General features: G+C 44.6%; 18 protein-coding genes, 2 tRNA genes and 1 pseudogene. 15 read left to right on the top strand and 6 right to left on the bottom strand.

Features of this window, described 5'->3' with window-relative positions:
* The first annotated feature begins 7 nt into the window (after positions 1-7).
* From egtB to OU814_RS25420, 5 genes are all read left to right on the top strand, one after another.
* Entirely contained in the window at positions 8-1,255 is a 1,248-nt protein-coding gene (egtB, locus tag OU814_RS25400) for an ergothioneine biosynthesis protein EgtB (protein WP_268242502.1), read from the top strand.
* 22 nt (positions 1,256-1,277) lie between these two features.
* Positions 1,278-2,348 carry a VOC family protein gene (locus tag OU814_RS25405; RefSeq protein ID WP_268242503.1) on the top strand — a complete coding sequence of 357 codons (1,071 nt, stop codon included), beginning with the start codon at positions 1,278-1,280 and terminating at the stop codon, positions 2,346-2,348.
* Positions 2,349-2,504: 156 nt separating this feature from the next.
* On the top strand, positions 2,505-3,239 hold the full coding sequence (locus tag OU814_RS25410; RefSeq protein WP_268242504.1) for a DUF2808 domain-containing protein: 735 nt from the start codon (positions 2,505-2,507) through the stop codon (positions 3,237-3,239).
* A gap of 464 nt (positions 3,240-3,703) precedes the next feature.
* Complete coding sequence (locus OU814_RS25415; RefSeq protein WP_268242505.1) at positions 3,704-4,525, top strand: hypothetical protein; 822 nt, start codon at positions 3,704-3,706, stop codon at positions 4,523-4,525.
* Positions 4,526-4,532: 7 nt separating this feature from the next.
* A tRNA-OTHER gene (locus OU814_RS25420) sits at positions 4,533-4,655 on the top strand.
* A 213-nt stretch (positions 4,656-4,868) separates the two neighbouring features.
* Here OU814_RS25420 and OU814_RS25425 read toward each other — a convergent pair.
* On the bottom strand, positions 4,869-5,156 hold the full coding sequence (locus tag OU814_RS25425; RefSeq protein WP_268242506.1) for a hypothetical protein: 288 nt from the start codon (positions 5,154-5,156) through the stop codon (positions 4,869-4,871).
* Between the two features lie 196 nt (positions 5,157-5,352).
* Between OU814_RS25425 and OU814_RS25430 the strand changes: the two genes are divergently transcribed.
* The 4 genes from OU814_RS25430 to egtD all read left to right on the top strand — a co-directional run bounded on the left by OU814_RS25430 (position 5,353) and on the right by egtD (position 10,580).
* On the top strand, positions 5,353-5,715 hold the full coding sequence (locus OU814_RS25430) for a hypothetical protein (RefSeq protein WP_268242507.1): 363 nt from the start codon (positions 5,353-5,355) through the stop codon (positions 5,713-5,715).
* 41 nt (positions 5,716-5,756) lie between these two features.
* Positions 5,757-8,414 (top strand): MGH1-like glycoside hydrolase domain-containing protein, encoded by a 2,658-nt coding sequence (locus OU814_RS25435; RefSeq protein ID WP_268242508.1) that lies wholly within the window; start codon positions 5,757-5,759, stop codon positions 8,412-8,414.
* Between the two features lie 280 nt (positions 8,415-8,694).
* On the top strand, positions 8,695-9,420 hold the full coding sequence (locus OU814_RS25440) for a DUF2808 domain-containing protein (protein WP_268242509.1): 726 nt from the start codon (positions 8,695-8,697) through the stop codon (positions 9,418-9,420).
* A 137-nt stretch (positions 9,421-9,557) separates the two neighbouring features.
* Positions 9,558-10,580, top strand: coding sequence for an L-histidine N(alpha)-methyltransferase (gene egtD, locus OU814_RS25445; RefSeq protein WP_268242510.1), 1,023 nt, complete (start codon positions 9,558-9,560; stop codon positions 10,578-10,580).
* Between the two features lie 148 nt (positions 10,581-10,728).
* Here the strand turns inward: egtD and OU814_RS25450 are convergent.
* Positions 10,729-11,034 (bottom strand): annotated as a pseudogene (locus OU814_RS25450) (transposase family protein); the annotation flags it as partial.
* Between the two features lie 139 nt (positions 11,035-11,173).
* On the opposite strand from OU814_RS25450, the gene OU814_RS25455 reads away from it, so the two are divergent.
* The gene (locus OU814_RS25455; protein WP_268242511.1) at positions 11,174-11,596 is read left to right on the top strand and encodes a transposase family protein; all 423 of its coding nucleotides are present in this window, start codon (positions 11,174-11,176) and stop codon (positions 11,594-11,596) included.
* A 234-nt stretch (positions 11,597-11,830) separates the two neighbouring features.
* Here OU814_RS25455 and OU814_RS25460 read toward each other — a convergent pair.
* Positions 11,831-11,902: transfer RNA gene (locus tag OU814_RS25460), tRNA-Gly, on the bottom strand.
* 158 nt (positions 11,903-12,060) lie between these two features.
* Between OU814_RS25460 and OU814_RS25465 the strand changes: the two genes are divergently transcribed.
* The 3 genes from OU814_RS25465 to OU814_RS25475 all read left to right on the top strand — a co-directional run bounded on the left by OU814_RS25465 (position 12,061) and on the right by OU814_RS25475 (position 14,662).
* A complete protein-coding gene (locus OU814_RS25465; protein ID WP_017285577.1) occupies positions 12,061-12,555 on the top strand; it encodes a hypothetical protein in 495 nt (164 codons plus the stop codon).
* A gap of 36 nt (positions 12,556-12,591) precedes the next feature.
* A complete protein-coding gene (locus OU814_RS25470) occupies positions 12,592-13,485 on the top strand; it encodes an alpha/beta fold hydrolase (protein WP_017285578.1) in 894 nt (297 codons plus the stop codon).
* A gap of 127 nt (positions 13,486-13,612) precedes the next feature.
* On the top strand, positions 13,613-14,662 hold the full coding sequence (locus tag OU814_RS25475) for a tetratricopeptide repeat protein (protein WP_017285579.1): 1,050 nt from the start codon (positions 13,613-13,615) through the stop codon (positions 14,660-14,662).
* 14 nt (positions 14,663-14,676) lie between these two features.
* On the opposite strand, the gene OU814_RS25480 is transcribed toward OU814_RS25475, so the two are convergent.
* A complete protein-coding gene (locus OU814_RS25480; protein ID WP_017285580.1) occupies positions 14,677-14,934 on the bottom strand; it encodes a hypothetical protein in 258 nt (85 codons plus the stop codon).
* Positions 14,935-15,366: 432 nt separating this feature from the next.
* Here OU814_RS25480 and OU814_RS25485 point away from each other — a divergent pair, with 432 nt between their 5' ends.
* Positions 15,367-16,809, top strand: coding sequence for an ATP-binding protein (locus tag OU814_RS25485; protein WP_017285581.1), 1,443 nt, complete (start codon positions 15,367-15,369; stop codon positions 16,807-16,809).
* A gap of 143 nt (positions 16,810-16,952) precedes the next feature.
* On the opposite strand, the gene OU814_RS25490 is transcribed toward OU814_RS25485, so the two are convergent.
* Both OU814_RS25490 and OU814_RS25495 read right to left on the bottom strand, forming a co-directional pair.
* Complete coding sequence (locus OU814_RS25490) at positions 16,953-17,654, bottom strand: molybdopterin-dependent oxidoreductase (protein WP_268242512.1); 702 nt, start codon at positions 17,652-17,654, stop codon at positions 16,953-16,955.
* A 5-nt stretch (positions 17,655-17,659) separates the two neighbouring features.
* On the bottom strand, positions 17,660-18,241 hold the full coding sequence (locus OU814_RS25495; RefSeq protein WP_017285583.1) for a cytochrome b/b6 domain-containing protein: 582 nt from the start codon (positions 18,239-18,241) through the stop codon (positions 17,660-17,662).
* Positions 18,242-18,359: 118 nt separating this feature from the next.
* Between OU814_RS25495 and OU814_RS25500 the strand changes: the two genes are divergently transcribed.
* Positions 18,360-19,601 (top strand): dicarboxylate/amino acid:cation symporter, encoded by a 1,242-nt coding sequence (locus tag OU814_RS25500; protein WP_268242513.1) that lies wholly within the window; start codon positions 18,360-18,362, stop codon positions 19,599-19,601.
* Positions 19,602-19,647 lie beyond the last annotated feature (46 nt).

Raw genomic sequence — 19,647 nt, forward strand, 5'->3', positions numbered from 1 at the left:
ATCTCTTATGCTTTCTCAACTTAAACCTCAAACCGCGCTCCTCGATCGCTATCAGTCTGTACGTCGAGTCAGTGAACAGATCTGTCAACCTTTAGCGATCGAAGACTACATCGTGCAAGCGATGCCCGATGTCAGTCCTCCAAAATGGCACTTAGCACATACCACTTGGTTTTTTGAAACTTTTCTACTGGTTCCATATTTGCCAGGTTATGAAGTGTTTCATCCCCAGTTTAACTATTTGTTCAATTCTTACTACGAAGCAGTGGGAAGTCGTCACCCGCGACCTCAAAGAGGATTGCTCTCTCGTCCAACAGTCGAAGAGATTTATCGTTATCGTGCTTATGTGGATCAAGCAATGGGATTATTTTTGCAAGAATGTGCAGAAGTACCTTTGGAATCTTTGATTCTACTAGGCTTACATCATGAGCAGCAACATCAAGAACTGCTGCTCACGGATATTAAATACAATCTAGCACTCAATCCACTGCGTCCAGCTTATCGATCAGACCTTTCTTTGCCTATATCTATTGCTTCAAAAATGGGTTGGTTGAGTTGCTGCGGGGGGCTTTATACGATCGGACATAAAGACGAATCCTTTGCGTTTGATAATGAGTTTCCACGTCATTCGGTGTATCTACAAGACTATGAGCTAGCCGATCGATTAGTTACAAATGGAGAGTATCTAGAGTTTATCCAAGCAGGTGGATACAATCGGCCAGAATTGTGGCTTTCTGATGGTTGGGCGACTGTGCAAGCAGAGCGATGGTCTGCGCCTTTATATTGGGAACAGATGGATAGAACTTGGTGGATCATGACACTTGCAGGATTGCGTCCTCTAGACAGCAATGAGCCTGTGTGTCATGTGAGCTTTTACGAAGCAGATGCTTATGCACGTTGGGCAGGGAAAAGACTACCCACTGAAGCAGAATGGGAAATTGCAGCAAGACAGGTTGCAATACAAGGAAATTTTTTAGAGAGTGGGCGATTGCATCCCTCTGGAACGAAAGGCATGACTCGACCTGATCAGATATTTGGTGATGTGTGGGAGTGGACACAGAGCGCTTATCTTGCTTATCCAGGATTTCAGCCTGCAAAGGGAGCTGTTGGGGAGTATAACGGGAAATTTATGTGCAATCAGATGGTGCTACGAGGTGGCTCATGTGTTACGCCTCAGAGCCACATTCGTCCTAGCTATCGTAATTTCTTTCCAGCGTCAGCTCGCTGGCAGTTTTCAGGAATTCGACTTGCTCAGTAAGTTCAATATCTTGATTTGAATCATGAAGATTACAATTCATAGAAGAATTCGATACACGCTGCTTGCTTGTTTTACAGTGTTTGCGATCGCAATTTCTCCTTATCAGCAAGCTTATCCACAAGTAGCATCTCAGGCTGTTCAAAGTGCTGCTCAATCTCAGCAACCTGTGCTAGCAGTCGAATCTGTTGGAATAACAGTTTCTGATATGGATAAAGCTATCTCATTCTATTCTCAAGTTTTGCCCTTTCAGAAAATTTCGGATGTAGAAGTTCTGGGTTCAAACTATGAGCAACTCCAAGGGCTATTCGGGATTCGGATGCGAGTCGTCAAAATGCAACTGGGCGATGAAGTGCTTGAACTTACAGAGTACCTCACACCCAAAGGTAAACCTATTCCAATCGATTCCCGGAGTCATGATCGCTGGTTTCAACACATTGCGATCGTAGTAAACGACATTGATAAAGCATATCAGCACCTACGAAAATATAAAGTTCAACACACTTCTACTGCTCCTCAACGAATTCCAGATTGGAACAAAGCGGCGGCCGGAATTCGTGCCTTCTATTTCAAAGACCCGGATGGTCACAATCTAGAACTCATTTACTTCCCTCCAGGAAAGGGCAATCCGAAATGGCAAAAGTCTACAAATCAGCTATTTCTAGGGATTGATCATACTGCGATCGTTGTTTCTAATACTGCAAATAGTTTGAGCTTCTATCGAGATCTGCTTGGTCTAAAAGTAGTAGGAGAAAGTATGAACTATGGAACAGAGCAAGCACATCTGAACAATGTGGAAGGAGCGAGATTGCATATTAGTGGATTAAGAGCGCCGACTGGAGTGGGAATTGAATTTTTAGAATACTTGGAGCCGCGTGATGGTCGATCACTTCCTATGGATGCTCGACCCAATGATTTACTCAGTTGGCAAACAACTTTGGTTGTGAAGGATGTGAAAGCGATCGCGCAACAACTAAAGCGATCTCAGCTTGTTTCTTCCAATGTTGTAACGATCCCAGAGCAGACTTTGGGGTTTAAACGAGGATTACTGGTTCGCGATCCAGATGGTCATGTGATGCGCTTGGTTGAAAAATAGTTGCTCATTCTCATCTTTTTCTCAGTAAACGTTTATCTAACTCAAGCTTTTCTTTAGGCGACTCTCAGACAGACAGCGTTTAATCATACTCAAGCTTCAAGTCAATCCCGAATTTGACGAGGCGCAATCTACTTCTAATTTTATGGAGATTTGATCATGCTATTTCAGAAATTGGCAATCAGTACAATGTTCGCGATCGCTACAGCAGTCAGCACACAATCTTCAGCTTTTTCTCAAACAACGTTCAAGAACCCGACTCATCCTTACCTTTCGGAAATCGGCACTGCTCAAACAACTATCTCGCGTCAACCCTCTCAGAGCCAATTTAAGAATTCCACCCACCTCAGATTGTCTGAAATTGGCACCTCTAGCTCGATGCAGTCTCCGATGACTCAAATGGTTGAGGCTCCAATGAGTCAAGCTCCACTGAACAATGGACAAGCTTACTTCTCTCATTCCCCTCAGTTAGTTCGTGTTCATGCTTCTCAAACCCAAGCCTATACTCCATCGACCTATGAGTTTACTTTGACTGTTCCTGCTAATGCTGGACAGTCTTTGAAAGCAGTTCGGATTGCTCAAGAACGAAATTTGGGCACAGTGAAATTTGATGCGAGCAGAAGTAAAGCATTTGCAGGAGACCGATTTGCAGCAGGAGCGGAGATTCCTCTGGCAAGTGTCGGTGGTGAGAAACCTGCTCCTGGGGAAGCTACGATCGTATTTGATCAACCCGTACAGCCTGGTAGCACAGTGACGGTTGCACTTGAAGCGAAGGCTAATCCAGCATTTGGAGGCGCTTATGAATTTGGAGTGACCGCATTTCCGGCAGGAGACAACGGGGTGGGTCAATTTTTAGGTTTTGGACGAATCAATCTTTATAGTGGTGGTGAATAGGTATGGTTTGAGACGAGTGCTTAACTGAAAGTCAATATCGCGATCGCAATATCGAAACAGATAGCGCGATCGCGATCAGCAAAACTTTCTAGGCATCTTTTAGCGCTCATTTATTGTGATCGCGATCGTCGCTGCTAAAAACCAATAATAAAGATTTACTAAAGAAATAGAAATGCACTTCATAAACGAAGCTATTATCCAAATTGCTAATCTGAATAATATGCTGTAAAAAGGCATTACACGGATCTCCATTTGCCTAATCATTCAGCTCTGGAGCATTATACAGATAACAATCTGCCTAATCACCGTTAGACCCGATTCCTTCAAACTGCTTAGTGGGGACCGACCAGCCCAGTAAAGCGAACGGAGCGACAGAATCACTCAGGGCAGTTTAGCTTAGATCATTAGGTAGCATACTCATCACCTCATACGGAATACTTCAAAATTCATTACTACAAAAATCAATGTTTGATGAATTAGAAAAACCTGGAAGAATTGAAAGCCAGTTTCGTCATGAACTTGGGGCGATTAATCCCTATCTCTGCTTAGTTGATTCAGCAGTAGAGTTTTTTCTAGAGGAAACTGAGGCTAAGCCAGATAGAGCAAAGTTTTTACAGATAATTGCAGGGAAGTATGGGCATCATCATTTATATACAGAACACTTGGGCATGAATGATCTAAGGAAGTTTGTACACTTAGCTCATATAGCACTTATCAACAGCAAGGCAGAAGCAGCCTGTCAGAGAATCCAGCAAATAAAAATAATGCTTAAGGAATCAAAAAATATTGCAAGAGGTGATTTTTTAAGGAAAACAATAGCAATAATTTATTCTTCTAAAAAAGGAGATTATAAGCTTGCAGAAAATGTTGAACATGAAACTTTCGAGAACTATGTTGGAAAAACAGAGTTAGAAATTATTGATTATTTTAGAATTATTAGAAACACTGAGTTTCACTCTTTAAAAGACAAAAAATTGAATACACTATTAGAAATCTACAATTCTACTGATCAAGATTTTCTTAAAAAAGAATATAAGTCAAAACTTAATAAGCCTGAAGAAATAACTTCGAAAGATGTTATACTTCTGTCAAAAGTTTGGCAGAAGTCAATTAAGAAAATTTGCAAGAAATGTTTAAATATGGAAACGGTATATGGGGAATTACAGTCCACATACAAAGGAATTTCAAATGATGAGAGACGAAAAAATAAAATCATACAATCCCTAAAACAAGACTTTTTGCAAACTGACGAAGAGATAAGTACAATAATGGGGACACAAATTTAGTAGTCATGGTCGGTTAGCATAGGGTATGCGATCTCCGGGGTGCACTTCGGTGCATCCCATCTCCCAAAATGCCTTCTTATAGAGAAAGTATTTTAGGGGATAGATGAAGGTTCGATTCCTTCACCGGCCATTTTACCGACTTCCAATCCTGATAATTTAGGTTCAGGTCTGAAGCCTAACTGCAAAACTTTTGCTTAAGTTGTACGGAGCGGCACAAGGTTTCTGATGAAAACTGTTCGTTTTTGCCATCTACTGAATTCACTCGTTATCTAATTAGTCCCTCAGCGATCGCAGTATTTCACAATCCAATAGACGAGATTTTGATTAGTGCGATCGCACTTCTTCATACAAATCGTGTTTGCTGCATTTCTCTTGCTGTGTAATCCGCCCAAGTCTCTCCAGATTTTTTGCCCTTGTACGCTTCATAGCTTTGGATAAAAAACTGGCTGACTTGCTGAACTGTTACCTCCTGTTCCAAACATTCACTTAAGCCATTCTGAATCACATATTCAGCATACCAGCGTGCCCAATCCTGGTCATACACACCTTTCAATACGCTTTTTTCATAGTCGTGATGTGCTTGACCAGCTTGCGTTAATAGCAATGCAATTGTTGACGTTTTCGTTTGCATGATATCATCTTGAACTCAATTCGTTTTAGTATATCGATCGATACTTCAAGCATTCTGAGTCAAAGCTGAGAAAAGACTGAACAAAGTAAAATATCGATTCTACCTTTACTCACTAAATTCTCAGCTAATCATCAACGGATATTCAGCAGCATCGTTCATTCTAGGAAGCAGTTCAATCATTAATGAGGCAATTCCTATGAAACGTTCACTCATTGCAGGATTATCTATTTTACTGCTATCTGCTGTAACCGCAACGGCTGCCCATGCTGAAACTCGAATTGATCAAGAACTGAGTATGATTCAATTGGTGCCAAGCCAAGTTCTGAACAACATGCTCACGCCGAGTGATCTAGCAAATTTAGCTTATCGTGGTTATTTACGCGATCAGGGAATTTCGAGCTACAGCCAACTGATTTATGATTACAAAGCTGGGCGAGTTCACGCAAAAGATATTGTTCAAGCGGCAATTGTTACAAATCGACTGCCTGCTAGCACTTTGAATGATCGAGGTTATCTCAATGCTGTGAATCTTCAAATCTCTGGAATTGATAGCCACTAGATTACTTCGCGATCGCTCATTTTTCATCAAGGTACTAAACCATGACTGTTCCAACTCAAGAAGAACTTAGATTGGAAGCTACTCGAACCCACAAAGCTCATTGGCGCAGATGGGGATCTTATCTCAGCGATCGACAATGGGGAACCGTTCGCGAAGATTACAGTCCGTCTGGAACTGCCTGGGATTACTTTTCTCATGATCAAGCGCGATCGCGTGCTTATCGTTGGGGTGAAGATGGTTTATTGGGAATTTCAGACAATCATCAACGACTATGTTTTGCGATCGCGCTGTGGAATAAAGCCGATCCAATTTTGAAAGAACGATTGTTTGGACTGACTGGAAACGAAGGGAATCATGGCGAAGATGTCAAAGAGTACTATTTCTACTTGGACAATACGCCAACTCATTCCTACATGAAAGCGCTGTACAAATATCCACAAAGCACTTTCCCTTACACGCAACTCGTTAAAGAAAATCAGCATCGAACTCGCCAAGAGCCAGAATTTGAACTCCTCGACACAGGCATATTTGATCAGCAACGCTACTTTGACGTGATGGTTGAATATGCAAAGCAGGATGCTGAAGATATTCTGATTCAAATTAAAATCACCAATCGTAGTTCCGAAACAAAGCCTATTCATGTCCTTCCAACCCTGTGGTTTCGGAATACTTGGTCTTGGACTCAAGATAGTTCAAAGCCCTCACTCAAAATTGTGCGCTCGAATCATACCTATGATGTAATCGAAGCAGATCATCCAACCCTCAACAAGCGATGGTTGTACTGTGAGAAAGGTGAAGGATTACTTTTCACAGAAAACGAAACTAATAATGAGAGAATCCTGAGTTCCCCGAATCATTCTGCTTATGTCAAGGATGGTATCAATGATTATATTGTTCATGGCAATGAGGAAGCCGTAAACCCAAATAAAATCGGCACAAAAGCAGCCGTACACTATCAATTGATCATTCCAGCCCATGCGACTCAAACAATTCAATTACGGCTCAGCGATCGTTCAAATTTAACAACTCCTTTTGCTGATTTTGATGCGATTATCAGAGCTAGACAACAAGAAGCTGATGAATTCTACCATCGCATTACACCCTTTCCACTGAGCGATGAGATGCGAAATGTCCAACGTCAAGCGTTTGCTGGAATGCTCTGGAGCAAGCAATACTATCATTACAGTGTAGAAGAGTGGCTCAAGGGCGATCCGATTGCTCCTGCGCCTTCAGAGCGCAAATATGGACGCAATCGTGAATGGTTCCATCTCCATACAGATGATATTCTTTCGATGCCTGACACGTGGGAATATCCTTGGTTCGCAGCTTGGGATCTCGCATTTCATTGCATTCCACTTGCGATGATTGATCCGGAGTTTGCGAAGCATCAGCTAGATATTTTGACGCGGGAATGGTACATGCACCCCAATGGACAAATTCCAGCTTATGAATGGGCATTCGGTGATGTGAATCCGCCTGTTCATGCTTGGGCAACTTGGCGTGTGTACAAGATTGAGCAGAAAATGTATGGACGTAGCGATCGCGTTTTCTTAGAGCGCGTGTTTCAAAAGCTTTTACTGAATTTTACTTGGTGGGTGAATCGCAAAGATGTAGAAGGGAGAAACATCTTTCAAGGTGGATTTCTAGGACTCGACAATATTGGAGTGTTCGATCGTAGTGCAACACTTCCAACGGGTGGTCACATCGATCAATCCGACGGCACAAGTTGGATGGGAATGTATTGTTTAAATTTACTTGCGATCGCACTTGAACTTGCTCAAACCAATCCAGTCTATGAAGACATTGCAACTAAATTCTTTGAACATTATCTCTACATTGCTGATGCAATGAATCGTATTGGAGAAGCAGAAACTTCACTATGGAATGAGACCGATGGATTTTACTATGATGTTCTACATTTACCGAATGACCAGCAGATTGAATTGAAAGTGAGATCGATGGTCGGGCTGATTCCTTTATTTGCGATCGAAACATTAGAGCCAGAAACACTTCATCAATTACCTGCTTTTAAGAAGCGGCTAGAATGGGTTATTCAACATCGTCCTGACTTGAGGCGTAATGTGGCTTGTATGGAGACACAAGGGATGCAGGCTAGGAGATTGTTAGCGATCGTGTCTCAAGACAAACTTCGACGAATTTTACAGAAGATGCTGGATGAAACTGAATTTCTCAGTTCTCACGGAATTCGCGCCCTCTCGAAACATCATGCTACCCATCCTTATACGTTTGATGTGGATGGAACACAGTTTCGAGTAGACTATGAACCTGCTGAATCTAGCAGTGGTTTATTTGGAGGAAACTCGAATTGGCGGGGAACGGTTTGGTTTCCAGTCAATTTTTTACTGATTGAGTCACTGCAAAAATTTCATCATTACTTAGGCGATGATTTCAAAGTAGAGTGCCCAACTGGATCAGGGCAATGGCGAAATCTTTGGGAAGTTGCTTTAGAACTCTCACATCGGCTGATTCAGATTTTTCTTCAAGATCCATCTGGGCGACGACCTGTCTATGGGGCAACAGAGCTTTTTCAAACTGATCCAAATTGGCAAGATTTGATGTTGTTTTATGAATATTTTCATGGAGACAATGGAGCTGGAATTGGAGCCAGCCATCAAACCGGATGGACAGGATTAGTTGCAAAACTGATTCACCAGATTAGCCAGTATGCAGATGGTTAACTTTCTTACAGCTAAAAGATTCGCAATCAAATCAGATCCCTATGCTTCGGTGCTCACCCGCCCCCGGAATAGAATCCAAGGGTAACAGAACAATGTGCTGTGATTCAGATAGTAACGACTGCGTGAGATTTCTCAGCTTCTTCTCAGGAAAGACTTAGCACATTCGACGTTTTTTCCTCATACGACTCTCAGTTTCACCTCGTTTAATTAGAGTCAAGCTTTCAGAAGTTCACTGACTGAGCGAAAACTAGAACCTTTCATTTCACAAGGAGATTTGACGATGCTATTTCAAAGACTTGTACTCGGAATGATGATCGCGATCGCTGCAACCATCAGCACCCAACCCTCAGCCTTCTCGCAAACTAACGCCAGCAACCCAACACACACCCGGCTCTCTGAAGTTGGCACATCCCCAACCTTTTCCTTGCATCCACCCACTCACAGTCAATTTAAGAATTCGACTCAGCCCAGGCTCTCTGAGATTGGAATGTCAACAATGATGCCTACACAGATGACTGAATCCCAAATGGCTCCAGTCCAGTTCAGCGGCGGGCAAGCTTTTTTCTCGCATCCCCCTCGCCTCATGCGCGCTTATACCTCTCAGTCGCAAGCTTACGTGCCATCGACTTATGAATTTACTCTGGTTGTTCCCTCAGATGCAGGACAGGCGCTCAAAGCAGTACGAATTGCTCAAGAGCGCAACTTAGAAACCGTGAAGTTTGATGTCGGCAGAAGCAAAGCATTTGCAGGCGCTCGGTATGCAAGCGGTGCTGAAATTCCTTTGGCAAGTATTGGAGGAACATCGGTGCCGGGTGAAGCCACGATCGTGTTTGATCAACCTGTTCAACCTGGAAGTACAGTCACTGTTGCCTTAGAAGCAAAAGCAAATCCAGCTTCTGGTGGAATCTATGAGTTCGGAGTCACTGCTTTTCCGGTTGGAGAACAGAGTATGAGCCAATTCTTAGGATTTGGACGGCTCAATTTCTATACGGGTGGGGCGCAATAAAACGAAGTTGACCTAGAACCCTAATTTCGGCTGTGATTGATAACGAATTACAGCCATTGTTCTGTTAACACACATTCAATTGATTTTCGACTATCAATCTAGACGAATTCAGGTAGATCTCATTCATGAAGCACCCGATGATAGCAACACAAAAGAACTCACAACTCGATCGCTTTCGCTGGATTCCATTGAGCAAATCAATTCCCCAAGCTGATACAGGTGAAGAAGTCATTCAAGGACTAGCAGGCAATCCGAAAACGCTGCCTTGCCGTTATTTTTATGACGATCGCGGTTCACAACTATTCGAGCAGATCTGTGATACCCCAGAATACTATCCAACCCGCACTGAACAAGGCATCTTAGAAAGATATGCCCCAGAGATTGTGAAACTGACAGGAAATTGTGAATTGATTGAACTGGGTAGTGGCAGTTCTCGGAAAACTCGTGTCCTCCTCGAAGCTTATGGGCAGTTGGAGCAACCTCTCTATTATTTTCCGATCGATGTCAGCGAAGGCATTCTCAGAAGTACTGCTCTCGATCTATTAAATCAGTATCCAACTTTGCGGGTTTGTGGGTTAGCTGGAACTTATGAACAAGCCTTAGCAGAACTGCCCTCCTCTGAATTAGAAAATCGAATGCTAATTTTTCTAGGAAGTACTCTAGGAAATTTGGATCAGTCAGAGCGAGATCGCTTTCTCACACAAATCCAACATGCGCTCAAGCCTGGGGAGTTTTTCTTATTAGGGGTAGACTTGCAGAAGTCGGTTGATCTTCTCGAAGCTGCTTATAACGACTCTCAGGAAGTTACGGCCGCATTTAATCTCAATATTTTGCAGCATCTCAATCAGCAATTTCAGGGCAATTTCGATCTCACCCAGTTTCAGCATCTCGCTTTTTACAATCCTGTAGAGGATCGCATTGAAATGCATTTACAAAGTCTCATCAATCAGATTGTTAAGTTAGATGCACTAAACTATCAAGTTGCATTACAGGTAGGGGAAACGATTCGCACTGAACTCTCTCATAAGTTCCATCTCCCGATTCTAGAGCTAGAGCTTGAACATCACGCATTGCACCCTCTCCAAATCTGGACTGATGCGCGATCTCATTTTGGAGTTCTCCTCTGTCAGCGTCAATGTACTTCGCTGGATTGTCCATAAATTTTGATGTCTACTATGCTGAAAGAAGCTTCTCTTTGGAGCTTCTCAGCAAATTCTCATATCTGTCTCAGCTTTCCCTGGGCTTAGGTCGTGAAATGGGTAGTGTTCTAGACATAGGGAATTGGATCAGGGAGTGTCTCCCGTCAATTCTTGCCCAAGGTGCAGCGATCTCATGTAGTCGTTCGCTGAAGATCCGACGATGACAGGAGGCGTTATCACAGAAGAATTTTCGCACTTCAAATTACATCACCACCCGATAGTCCTCCCACGGTAAATCCCCGATTGTTCGTTCATATCGGCTATGCACTCGAATTGCTTCCTGCTGACAAATTGGACAGGGCGCAGAAGCTTGCGTTGAGCAAAGATTGATTTGCACTTGCTTCTGAACGCGATCTAGCTCATAGGTTTGAATCTGTATGTGTTCTGAGTCAGGGAGTAGTTGTAAAAGTTCCACGAGTCATCTGAAGCGTTCCTTGCCCTACTCTAGCGAATTGCTTCACCAAATTTGGACAAGTACCTGATGTGGAACTTCCGAGCTTTTGGTGATCTTGCCTCATAATAGAACTATCCGTCTCTTCAGGATTCTAGAGGCTGTGAAACTCCTCCAACATTTTCTGCCTGACTCTCAAAAACTTCGGCTCGAACATTGGCATTTTAAGGATTCAGAACCTCACTTATGGGCAGTCGTCACCTCAACTCAGACAAGGGCGGAATGCCCGGCTTGTCGTCAATCTAGCCAACGAGTGCATAGCCGTTATCAACGAACCTTAGAAGACTTGTCAATGGCACAATGCCGCCTGACGCTCCAGGTCAAAGTGCGAAAGTTCTTCTGTCTCAATCCGACCTGTTTGCGTCGAATCTTTACCGAGCGGCTTCCAGCAGTGGCAGCACCTTGGGCAAGAAAAACACTGCGTTTGGTGCAGCAATTGCAGCAGTTCGGGTTAGCCTTGGGCGGTGCTGCTGGCTCAACTCTTGTGAAACAACTGGGCTATGTCGTCAGTGGCAGTAGTCTTTAGAATTCTTAACCTGAACCGATTCCTTGAAAGCTTTACCTGGAGAGTTTAAGTACATAAAATTCTCCAGGGATAAGGGGTTCAGGTCTACCCCAATCTTACCTCAATAAACTACCGGAATCGCCTGAAAAACACCCAAACGATAGCACTACTACACTAAGTTTGCTGTCAGAGAAATATCACTTTAAAGCCCAAAAAGCCTTTGGAACAAAGGCTTTTTGAGGACTTCGTTTAGAAAGCGGGTAACGCGATTCGAACGCGCGACATTCACCTTGGCAAGGTGACGCTCTACCACTGAGCTATACCCGCATTTGGTACTTTATTAATATCGCACACTAACTTGGAACTGTCAAGAAACTCCAACAAAAAAATTCGAGACCTAACTGCAGAGATCTCCCCGGTCAATTCGCATTATTCAGAGATAAGGTTAGTATGTATATTCTTATTGTTAATTAGCGCTACATTCAATGGTTCAGTACACCCTCGCTCAAAGCCCCGAAATTATCCTCACTGTTTCCGGTAAAGACTCGCCCAAAGCCCGCGAGAAAGCAATGGATCAACTCATGGAACTGATGGATGAAGGGAAACTACCAACAGACTTGGCAGATGGCTTCGGACCGCAAAATTTTATCGAAATTAAAGACCCTGGTAGTCAGCCTTCCAGTGATGAAGACGCGATTAATCAAGCTGTGCAAACGTTGAGCAGTCTGGCAACTTTGAAATTAAAGGCACAGGAATCTCGATCGGAAGCCCTCCAAGTTCGGAAGCATATCGATGTTCTCTTCACAGATGATCTCGTCACCGAAGAAGAAATCAATGGGCTGAAAGAAGGTTTTAAAGTTTTGAAAAGCTATGCCCAGACTAATCTGAGATATCGAGAAGCGCGATCGCAAGCCGAACAAGCCCGCACCATTTTAGATCGGGCATTGCAATCCTCAGAGCCAGAGCCGAGAAAGAAGTAGAATATAAGTGAAGATTAGTTAAGAAAACTTCATAAAATGACTGGCACTGCAAATCAAGTCGTCTCTCTGCCCACGTTTGAGAAACTGACGTGGGATTGGCAAGGGCATTCGATTCAGTACACCGTTCTGGGAACTGGGGAGCCTTTGGTATTGATTCATGGGTTCGGAGCTTCGATCGGGCATTGGCGAAAAAATATTCCAGTCTTGGCACAGGCAGGATATCAGGTATATGCGATCGATCTGCTCGGATTTGGAGGATCGGCAAAGCCCGCACTCGACTACACCGTTGAACTTTGGGTGGAATTAATTCGAGATTTTTGGGCAGCAAACATTCAGCGCCCCACCGTGTTTATCGGAAATTCGATCGGGGGATTGCTCTGCCTCATGATTTTAGCGAATCACCCTGAAATCGCAGCAGGTGGAGTTTTGCTCAATCCAGCAGGCGGACTGAATCATCGCCCGGAGGAGTTAAACCTGCCGTTGCGATTGGTCATGGGAACATTTGCCAAATTGGTTGGATCAAAGCAGTTTGGACGATGGATGTTTGATCAAGTGCGTCAGAAAGGACGAATTCGCAACAGTCTCAGGCAGGTTTACCGCGATCCGGAGGCGATCACAGATGAATTAGTGGATTTATTGCATGAACCGTCTTGTCACCCAGGCGCTCAGCAAGTCTTTGCATCTGTGTTGATGGCACCGCCGGGACCGAAACCAACCGAGTTATTACCGAATATTCAATCCCCGCTTCTGGTGATTTGGGGGGAGGCAGACCCTTGGACACCGATCGCAGGATCACAAATCTACCAATCCCTTGTCCACTCCCAGCCTGTGCAATTCGTCTCAATTCCTAATGCAGGACATTGCCCCCATGACGAGCGTCCAGAGGTTGTCAATGAGTTCATTATTCAGTGGCTCACCGAACAGAAATAGGCAGATTTTAGCTGGCACCGTGCTTGGATAAGTAAAACTCGCAGTTTCACGGAACGCTCCACAGGGATGAACAAGCTAGGCTCTAGGGTGAAATTCCTGAAATCCTAACGTAGGGCGGGGTGTTGCTATGACTCTTGATTCAAATCCCAAGCACGATCAGCTTTCAGTGGAGCGCGACACTGTTCTCCCGATCGAAGATGCGAACAGAGTTGTCTCAGAATCATTCCATGCAGATGGTGCCGAGGCAAATCAACTGTTGAACTTGGGAATAGAGTTACATCAACGCGGAGAACTCCATGCAGCGCTCAATACATTGCAGAAAGCACATCTTCTGTATTGGGAAATGAATGATCAGCAAGGCGCAAAGCAGGCTCTTGAGGCATTAGGACAAGTCTGCTATACGTTGGGCGAGTATGCAAAAGCGATCGATTATTCGCAGCGGAGTCTTGTCCTAGCGCAGCAAATTCGGCAGTATCTCAGTAGCGTCAAACTGTTGGGAACACTCGGAAATGCGTATCGACATCTTGCAGACCACGAGAAAGCGATCGACTATCAGAAACAGAGTTTGATGTTAGCGCAGGAACTTCGCGATCAGCGGAGCGAGATGGCAGCCCTGAACAATTTGGGATTAGCCTACAAGGCAGCAAATGAACCGGAGATCGCGATCAAGTGTGAGCAGAAAGCATTGGAAATCGCCCAGAAATTGCAAGATTATGTCGCCACGGGACAGATTTTGAAGAATTTAGGCAACGCCTTCTACGCGCTCGGCGATTTTGAGCAAGCCATCGCTTATTACCAACAACGATTGGAGTTAGCAGGTAAATTAGGCGACCAGCGGTTGGAATTGCAGGTTTTACGGAATTTAGGCAACGCTTGTAATGTGACCGGAAATTATGAAACTGCGATCGCATATAATCTGCGGCGAGTTGAGATTGCACAAAAATTAGGTGATGTCCGCACACAGGAACAAGCGTTGGGGAGCCTGTGTGTGGCTTATGAAGCATTAGGTCGAACGACTTGCGCAATCAAATATTATCAGCAGCGATTGGAACTGGCACGTCAGAACCAGGATGAGCGATTGGAGTTGTATTTACTCAGCAATCTCAAATCAGCATTTTCGATGCTTGGAGACTATACCAAAGCGAGTGAATATAGCGCACAAGCAAGACTAGGCTAGTGCGAAGTTGCAATCTAAGACGGTCGATTGATTGCTTCCGACTGAGAATATTGGGGTTTGTAGGCATCTGCCGTTGCAATCAGAGACCATCCGGCATTGCGAAGCTTCTGATAAGTTGTCCATCCCTTCGATGCGCCGCGAATTTGTAAATCGGGAACGCGGTATTGGGGAAACGAGTGATAAGGTGTCCAAGTTTGGTGGGACTGTTCACGTAAATGCAGAATCTTCGTACCCCCACCCAATCCTGCCAACCAGCACATTTGTCCAGCCATTGCAGTGATTTCTCCAGTGAAAACGACGGTTGATATTGAAAGGCTTCAGTCGCCTCTCAACTGATTACGCCCACATTATGTCACCATTTATTAAAAATCATTGATAAAAAGGCAGAATTATGGGTCAAAGAATTATATCTTGCGGATGATTAATGGGGATAGAAATCAAGGCATCTGACGAATTCTAGGGTCAGATCCCTCGTGCTGAAATGACATAGGAAGAGTAAACTGCTGAGGAACAGTCGCTGAGATGAAAGTGTGGCGTTTATTCCTAAAAACGCTATTTTCTCCGTAATTTCCGGCTTTTTTTTCTATATATCTGAAGATTATTCAAAATTTCTTATCTATTTTCTTGAATTGCGGATAGATATAGAAGAACATTCAGATTGCACGATTCTGCTTTTTGTTCCCCATTTCCCTTGATAACTTTCTATGACATCAGTTTTGGCTTCTGAGATTTCTTTATATGAACTGGTCGCAGGTTCGACTTCAGCGCCGTTTGCGATGCAAGTTAGCCCGGTGACATTTAAGGCATTGATGAGTAGCCTCCTCGATCTACTGGTTGAGCAGAATGATACAGCTTCGGTATGGGTAAAGTTACCGAAGGGAGATGCGTGGCAAACAGAGTTTGATCGCTATTTGGAGCGAGCAGGGGCGGATCAACAAATTCACTGCTTTAAGAATCAGCGAGACGACAATCCCGATGCTGACTTAAAACAGGCATTCGCAGGGCTTGAGCGGACGGGGACAAACCAGCCCTCAACAGTTTTAGTATCGCCGGAGAGTCCGTTAAGACGAGAATATTTTTTGCTGATCTGGTCGAAACAGTTTTGTGGTTTGTTAGTGGGGCATCGGGCAAGACTTGCCCCGGTTTTACGGGAAGGGGATACGCTGGTTCAAGTGGATGAAGACGGCACTGAGAAGAAGCAGTCTTTGATGGCATTTTTGGTCGTTGATCCGATCGTCGTGCGCGAAGCGATCGCAAGTTTACAGCCTCTTATGCCTAGGAGTGCGACGTTGCCAGAGTGGGAGACGTTCGATCCGATGCTCGTCAATCAACTGTTGACCAAGCATATTCAGCGACAAGAGGAATTATGGCAGCGGGCAAGTACCCATCGCAAACAAGCTGAAATGGCGAATTTGCTTCAGCTTCAGAATGAGGAATTACTGAGTACAATTCGGTTGAAAGATGAGTTTCTGCATAATGTAGGGCAGGAGTTACGCACGCCATTGACCAATATGAAAACGGCATTGACGTTGCTAAATTCGCCGAGTCTAAAGCCGCCTCAAAAGCAGCGCTATATGGATTTGTTGGCGAGAGAATGCGATCGCCAAAGTTCACTGATTACAAGTTTGCTCGATCTCGTGAGCTTAGATCAGATGGCAGAGCAAACCACGGTTCAGGCGTTAAGTTTGGGGGATATTGTGCCGGGAGTCGTGAGTACATATCAACCACTGGCAGAAGAGAAAGGGGTGCGGTTAGCCTATACGATTCCAGAGAATTTGCCTGCAATTTCGTGCTTTCCGACTTGGTTGAAGCAGATTGTGATTAATCTGTTGCACAACGGAATCAAGTTCACACCGCGAGGGGGACAGGTCTGGGTGAGAGCGAAGCAGCAGGGTGATTATGTGCAGCTTGAGTTTCGCGATACGGGCATTGGCATTGCGGCTGGAGAGATTCCGAAGATTTTCGATCGCTTTTATCGGGTGCGGCAAGCGGTGGATGAAGATATGGGCGGGGCTGGATTGGGTTTAACGATCGTTCAAAAATTGTTGCTGCATTGCGGGGGTTCTATCTCGGTAAAGAGCCGGGTAGGAGATGGATCGACGTTTAATGTGCTACTGCCGATTTATCGAGGATCAGAAGAAGGGTAAGTCTTAAATATTTGAGAGAACCTGATTCAAAAAGACTGAATTAAATAGACTGCGATGATCGGATTTCGGCTCTGCTCAGCCCACAAATTGTGTCGATTTTGAAGGCTGAGCACAGGTGAAACATGAACATTGAATGTAAGACTTTATAATCCTGCAAACCATTCGTAGCCTTGATCTTCCCAGTAGCCTTTTGAGCGACCGAGTTGGCTGACGAGCGTAATGCGAGTCACCCATTTGCTTTGTTTGTAGCCTAATTTGATCGGGGAGGCGAGGCGGAGAGGTGCGCCATTTTCAATCGGTAAGGGTTGACCGTTCTTTTGATAAGCCATCAGTGTTTGAGGATGCAAACACGATCGCAGATCCCAACTTTCTAAATAGCGATCGGCAGATTGAAAATAGACATATTGCACACCGGGTTTAGGCTGTGCGAGTTGAATTAAATCGCGCAGTCTAACTCCGCCCCATTGCACGATCGCTGCCCAACCCTCGACACACACGTGACGAATGATCATTGAGGTCAAGGGTAATTTATAAATGTCTTCTAGGCTAAGTGACATCGGTTGATTGACTTCGCCATCAATGATCAGACGGAAGCGAGCAGGATCGATTTGTGGGGTGAATCCGAAGGTGTTGACGATCAATTGAGCCGGTTCAATCTGACTCACTGCGAATTCTGGCACGGGAGATTGGGGCTTGAATAGCAGTTCTTCAAATTTTTGATTGAAGGGTTCTGAAACGGCTCCAACCACATCTGCAAAGATAGGGACTCCACAGCCACCCAGAATTAACCCTGAGCTTGAAATGCCAGCAATTTTGAGAAAGTCACGTCGCGAAAAGTTTTGCATGAGGTTTACCAGAACATTGAATCGATGAGGCGACTGCCGCCGACTTTCAGTACGAGGAGAGAATGAACGATCGCAAATCCAATCACCGTTGGCACACTTAGGAAATGCACCACTCGCAACGCTTGCCAGTCGCCAAACATCTCGACAATCCAAGGAAATTGAGCGGGTTTATACATACCAATCCCGCTGAGAATGGCAAGCAGGAGAATCGGCACGATCGACGTATAAACGAGTCGATGCCACGCATAGGCTTTGCGTTTGGGATTCTTTCCAGTTTGCAGGGCTTGAATATCGTTTGTGCCCACAAATCGATGCCGCCATCGCCGGGTCACAAGTACGTAAATCCCATACCAAACTAAATTGAGTGAGAAAAGCCACATGCCTGCAAAGTGCCAATCTCGCCCACCTGCCAGCCATCCTCCTAAGGCAAAAATGGGCGGAATGGTCATGCCTTGCCGTCCTCCAAACACAGGATTGGCATTGTAGATCTGGATTCCACTGGTCAGCATGATGAATAAACTGACAACATTGATCCAGTGAAAGGTTTTGGCAAGAATTGCCTGTTTTGGGAGAACTTTTAATTCCATCGGGATCGCGCAATCTTTACATCTTGTAATGTGACATAAAACTGTGAAAGTTGCGCGTCAAGCAGTTTGGGGCAATCGACGATGATAGATTGAGGGCAGTTTTTACTTGATGTCAGCTATGAGTTTATCAACGCTCATCCTCGTGGCGATGGGAATTGGGATTGGATTTGGGTCAGTGTTACATGATTTCTTTCCGAGTGCGATCGCTCCACTCGATCAGTATTTGCTCACACCCGTGGGGACTTCTTTTTTACGATTGATCCAATTCGTGGTTGTCCCGATCGTGTTTTCTTCACTAATTTTGGGACTGACTCGGATTCAAAATGCGGCTCAGGTTGGACGCTATGCCGTCAAGCTGATTTTGAGTTACTGCTTAACAAGCGGAGTTGCCGTCGTTGTGGGATTGGTGCTGGCAGTGGTGATCCGTCCTGGAGTTGGCGTATCCGGGTCTGGAACAATCGATATGGAAGCGATCGCACAATCTCAGTCGCTGATTGATTGGCTGGTCAGTTTGATCCCGACGAATCCGATCGAAGCGTTGAGCAATGGAAATTTGCTTCAGGTGATTTTTTCATCAGCATTGATCGGCGTAGCGATTCAGCTTGTTGGAGAAAAGGCAGCGAGTTTCGTCAGCTTTGTTGAGAGCTGTTATGCAATTTTTGAGAAAGTTCTCTCTCTCATTTTGTACGTCGCCCCGATCGGTGTGTTTGCTTTGATTAGCTCGGTGATTGCGACAGAGGGATTGCAACTGATTCTTAAGCTCTTTAATTATGTGTTCTTTCTCCTCGTTGGTAGTCTGCTGATGGTGGGCTTTTATCTATTGATCCTCTTTTTTCTCAAAGCAAAACCGATCAAATTACTACAAAGTCTAGTTCCTGCGCTATCTTTAGCATTTGGAACAGCCAGTTCTAACGCAGCGCTCCCGATCTTACTCAAAGACGTTCAGGAAGAGTATGGATTGCGCGAAGACATCGCAAGTTTCGCAATTCCGTTAGGGACAGCCTTAAAACGCGATGGCTCTGCCATTCTGCAAGGATTCAATGCTGTGTTCATTGCTCAAATGTACGATATTCCACTGACCACATCTTTAGTTTTAGCGATCTCACTCAGTACTTTTTTGGTTTCTTTTAGTACCCCAGGAGTTCCAGGCGCTGGAATTATTATGATGACAACTGTTCTGAGCGCAGCAGGTTTACCGTTACAGGGAATTGCAATCGTGGCAGGCGTTGATCGGTTAACGGATGGATTCAAAACGGTGATGAATATCATCGGTAATGTGTCAAATGCAGTGATTCTCGAGCGCTGGGAAACTCCGCAACCGTCAGAATCCCAAAATGAAATGCTGAGAGCTATCGACTGAGGGATACACAGCCACAATCTGAGTACTAGCCATAAAGTAAAGTTGC

Origin of the sequence: Leptolyngbya sp. GGD (assembly GCF_026735145.1) — a bacterium.
GTDB classification, from domain to species: Bacteria; Cyanobacteriota; Cyanobacteriia; order Leptolyngbyales; family Leptolyngbyaceae; genus Leptolyngbya; species Leptolyngbya boryana.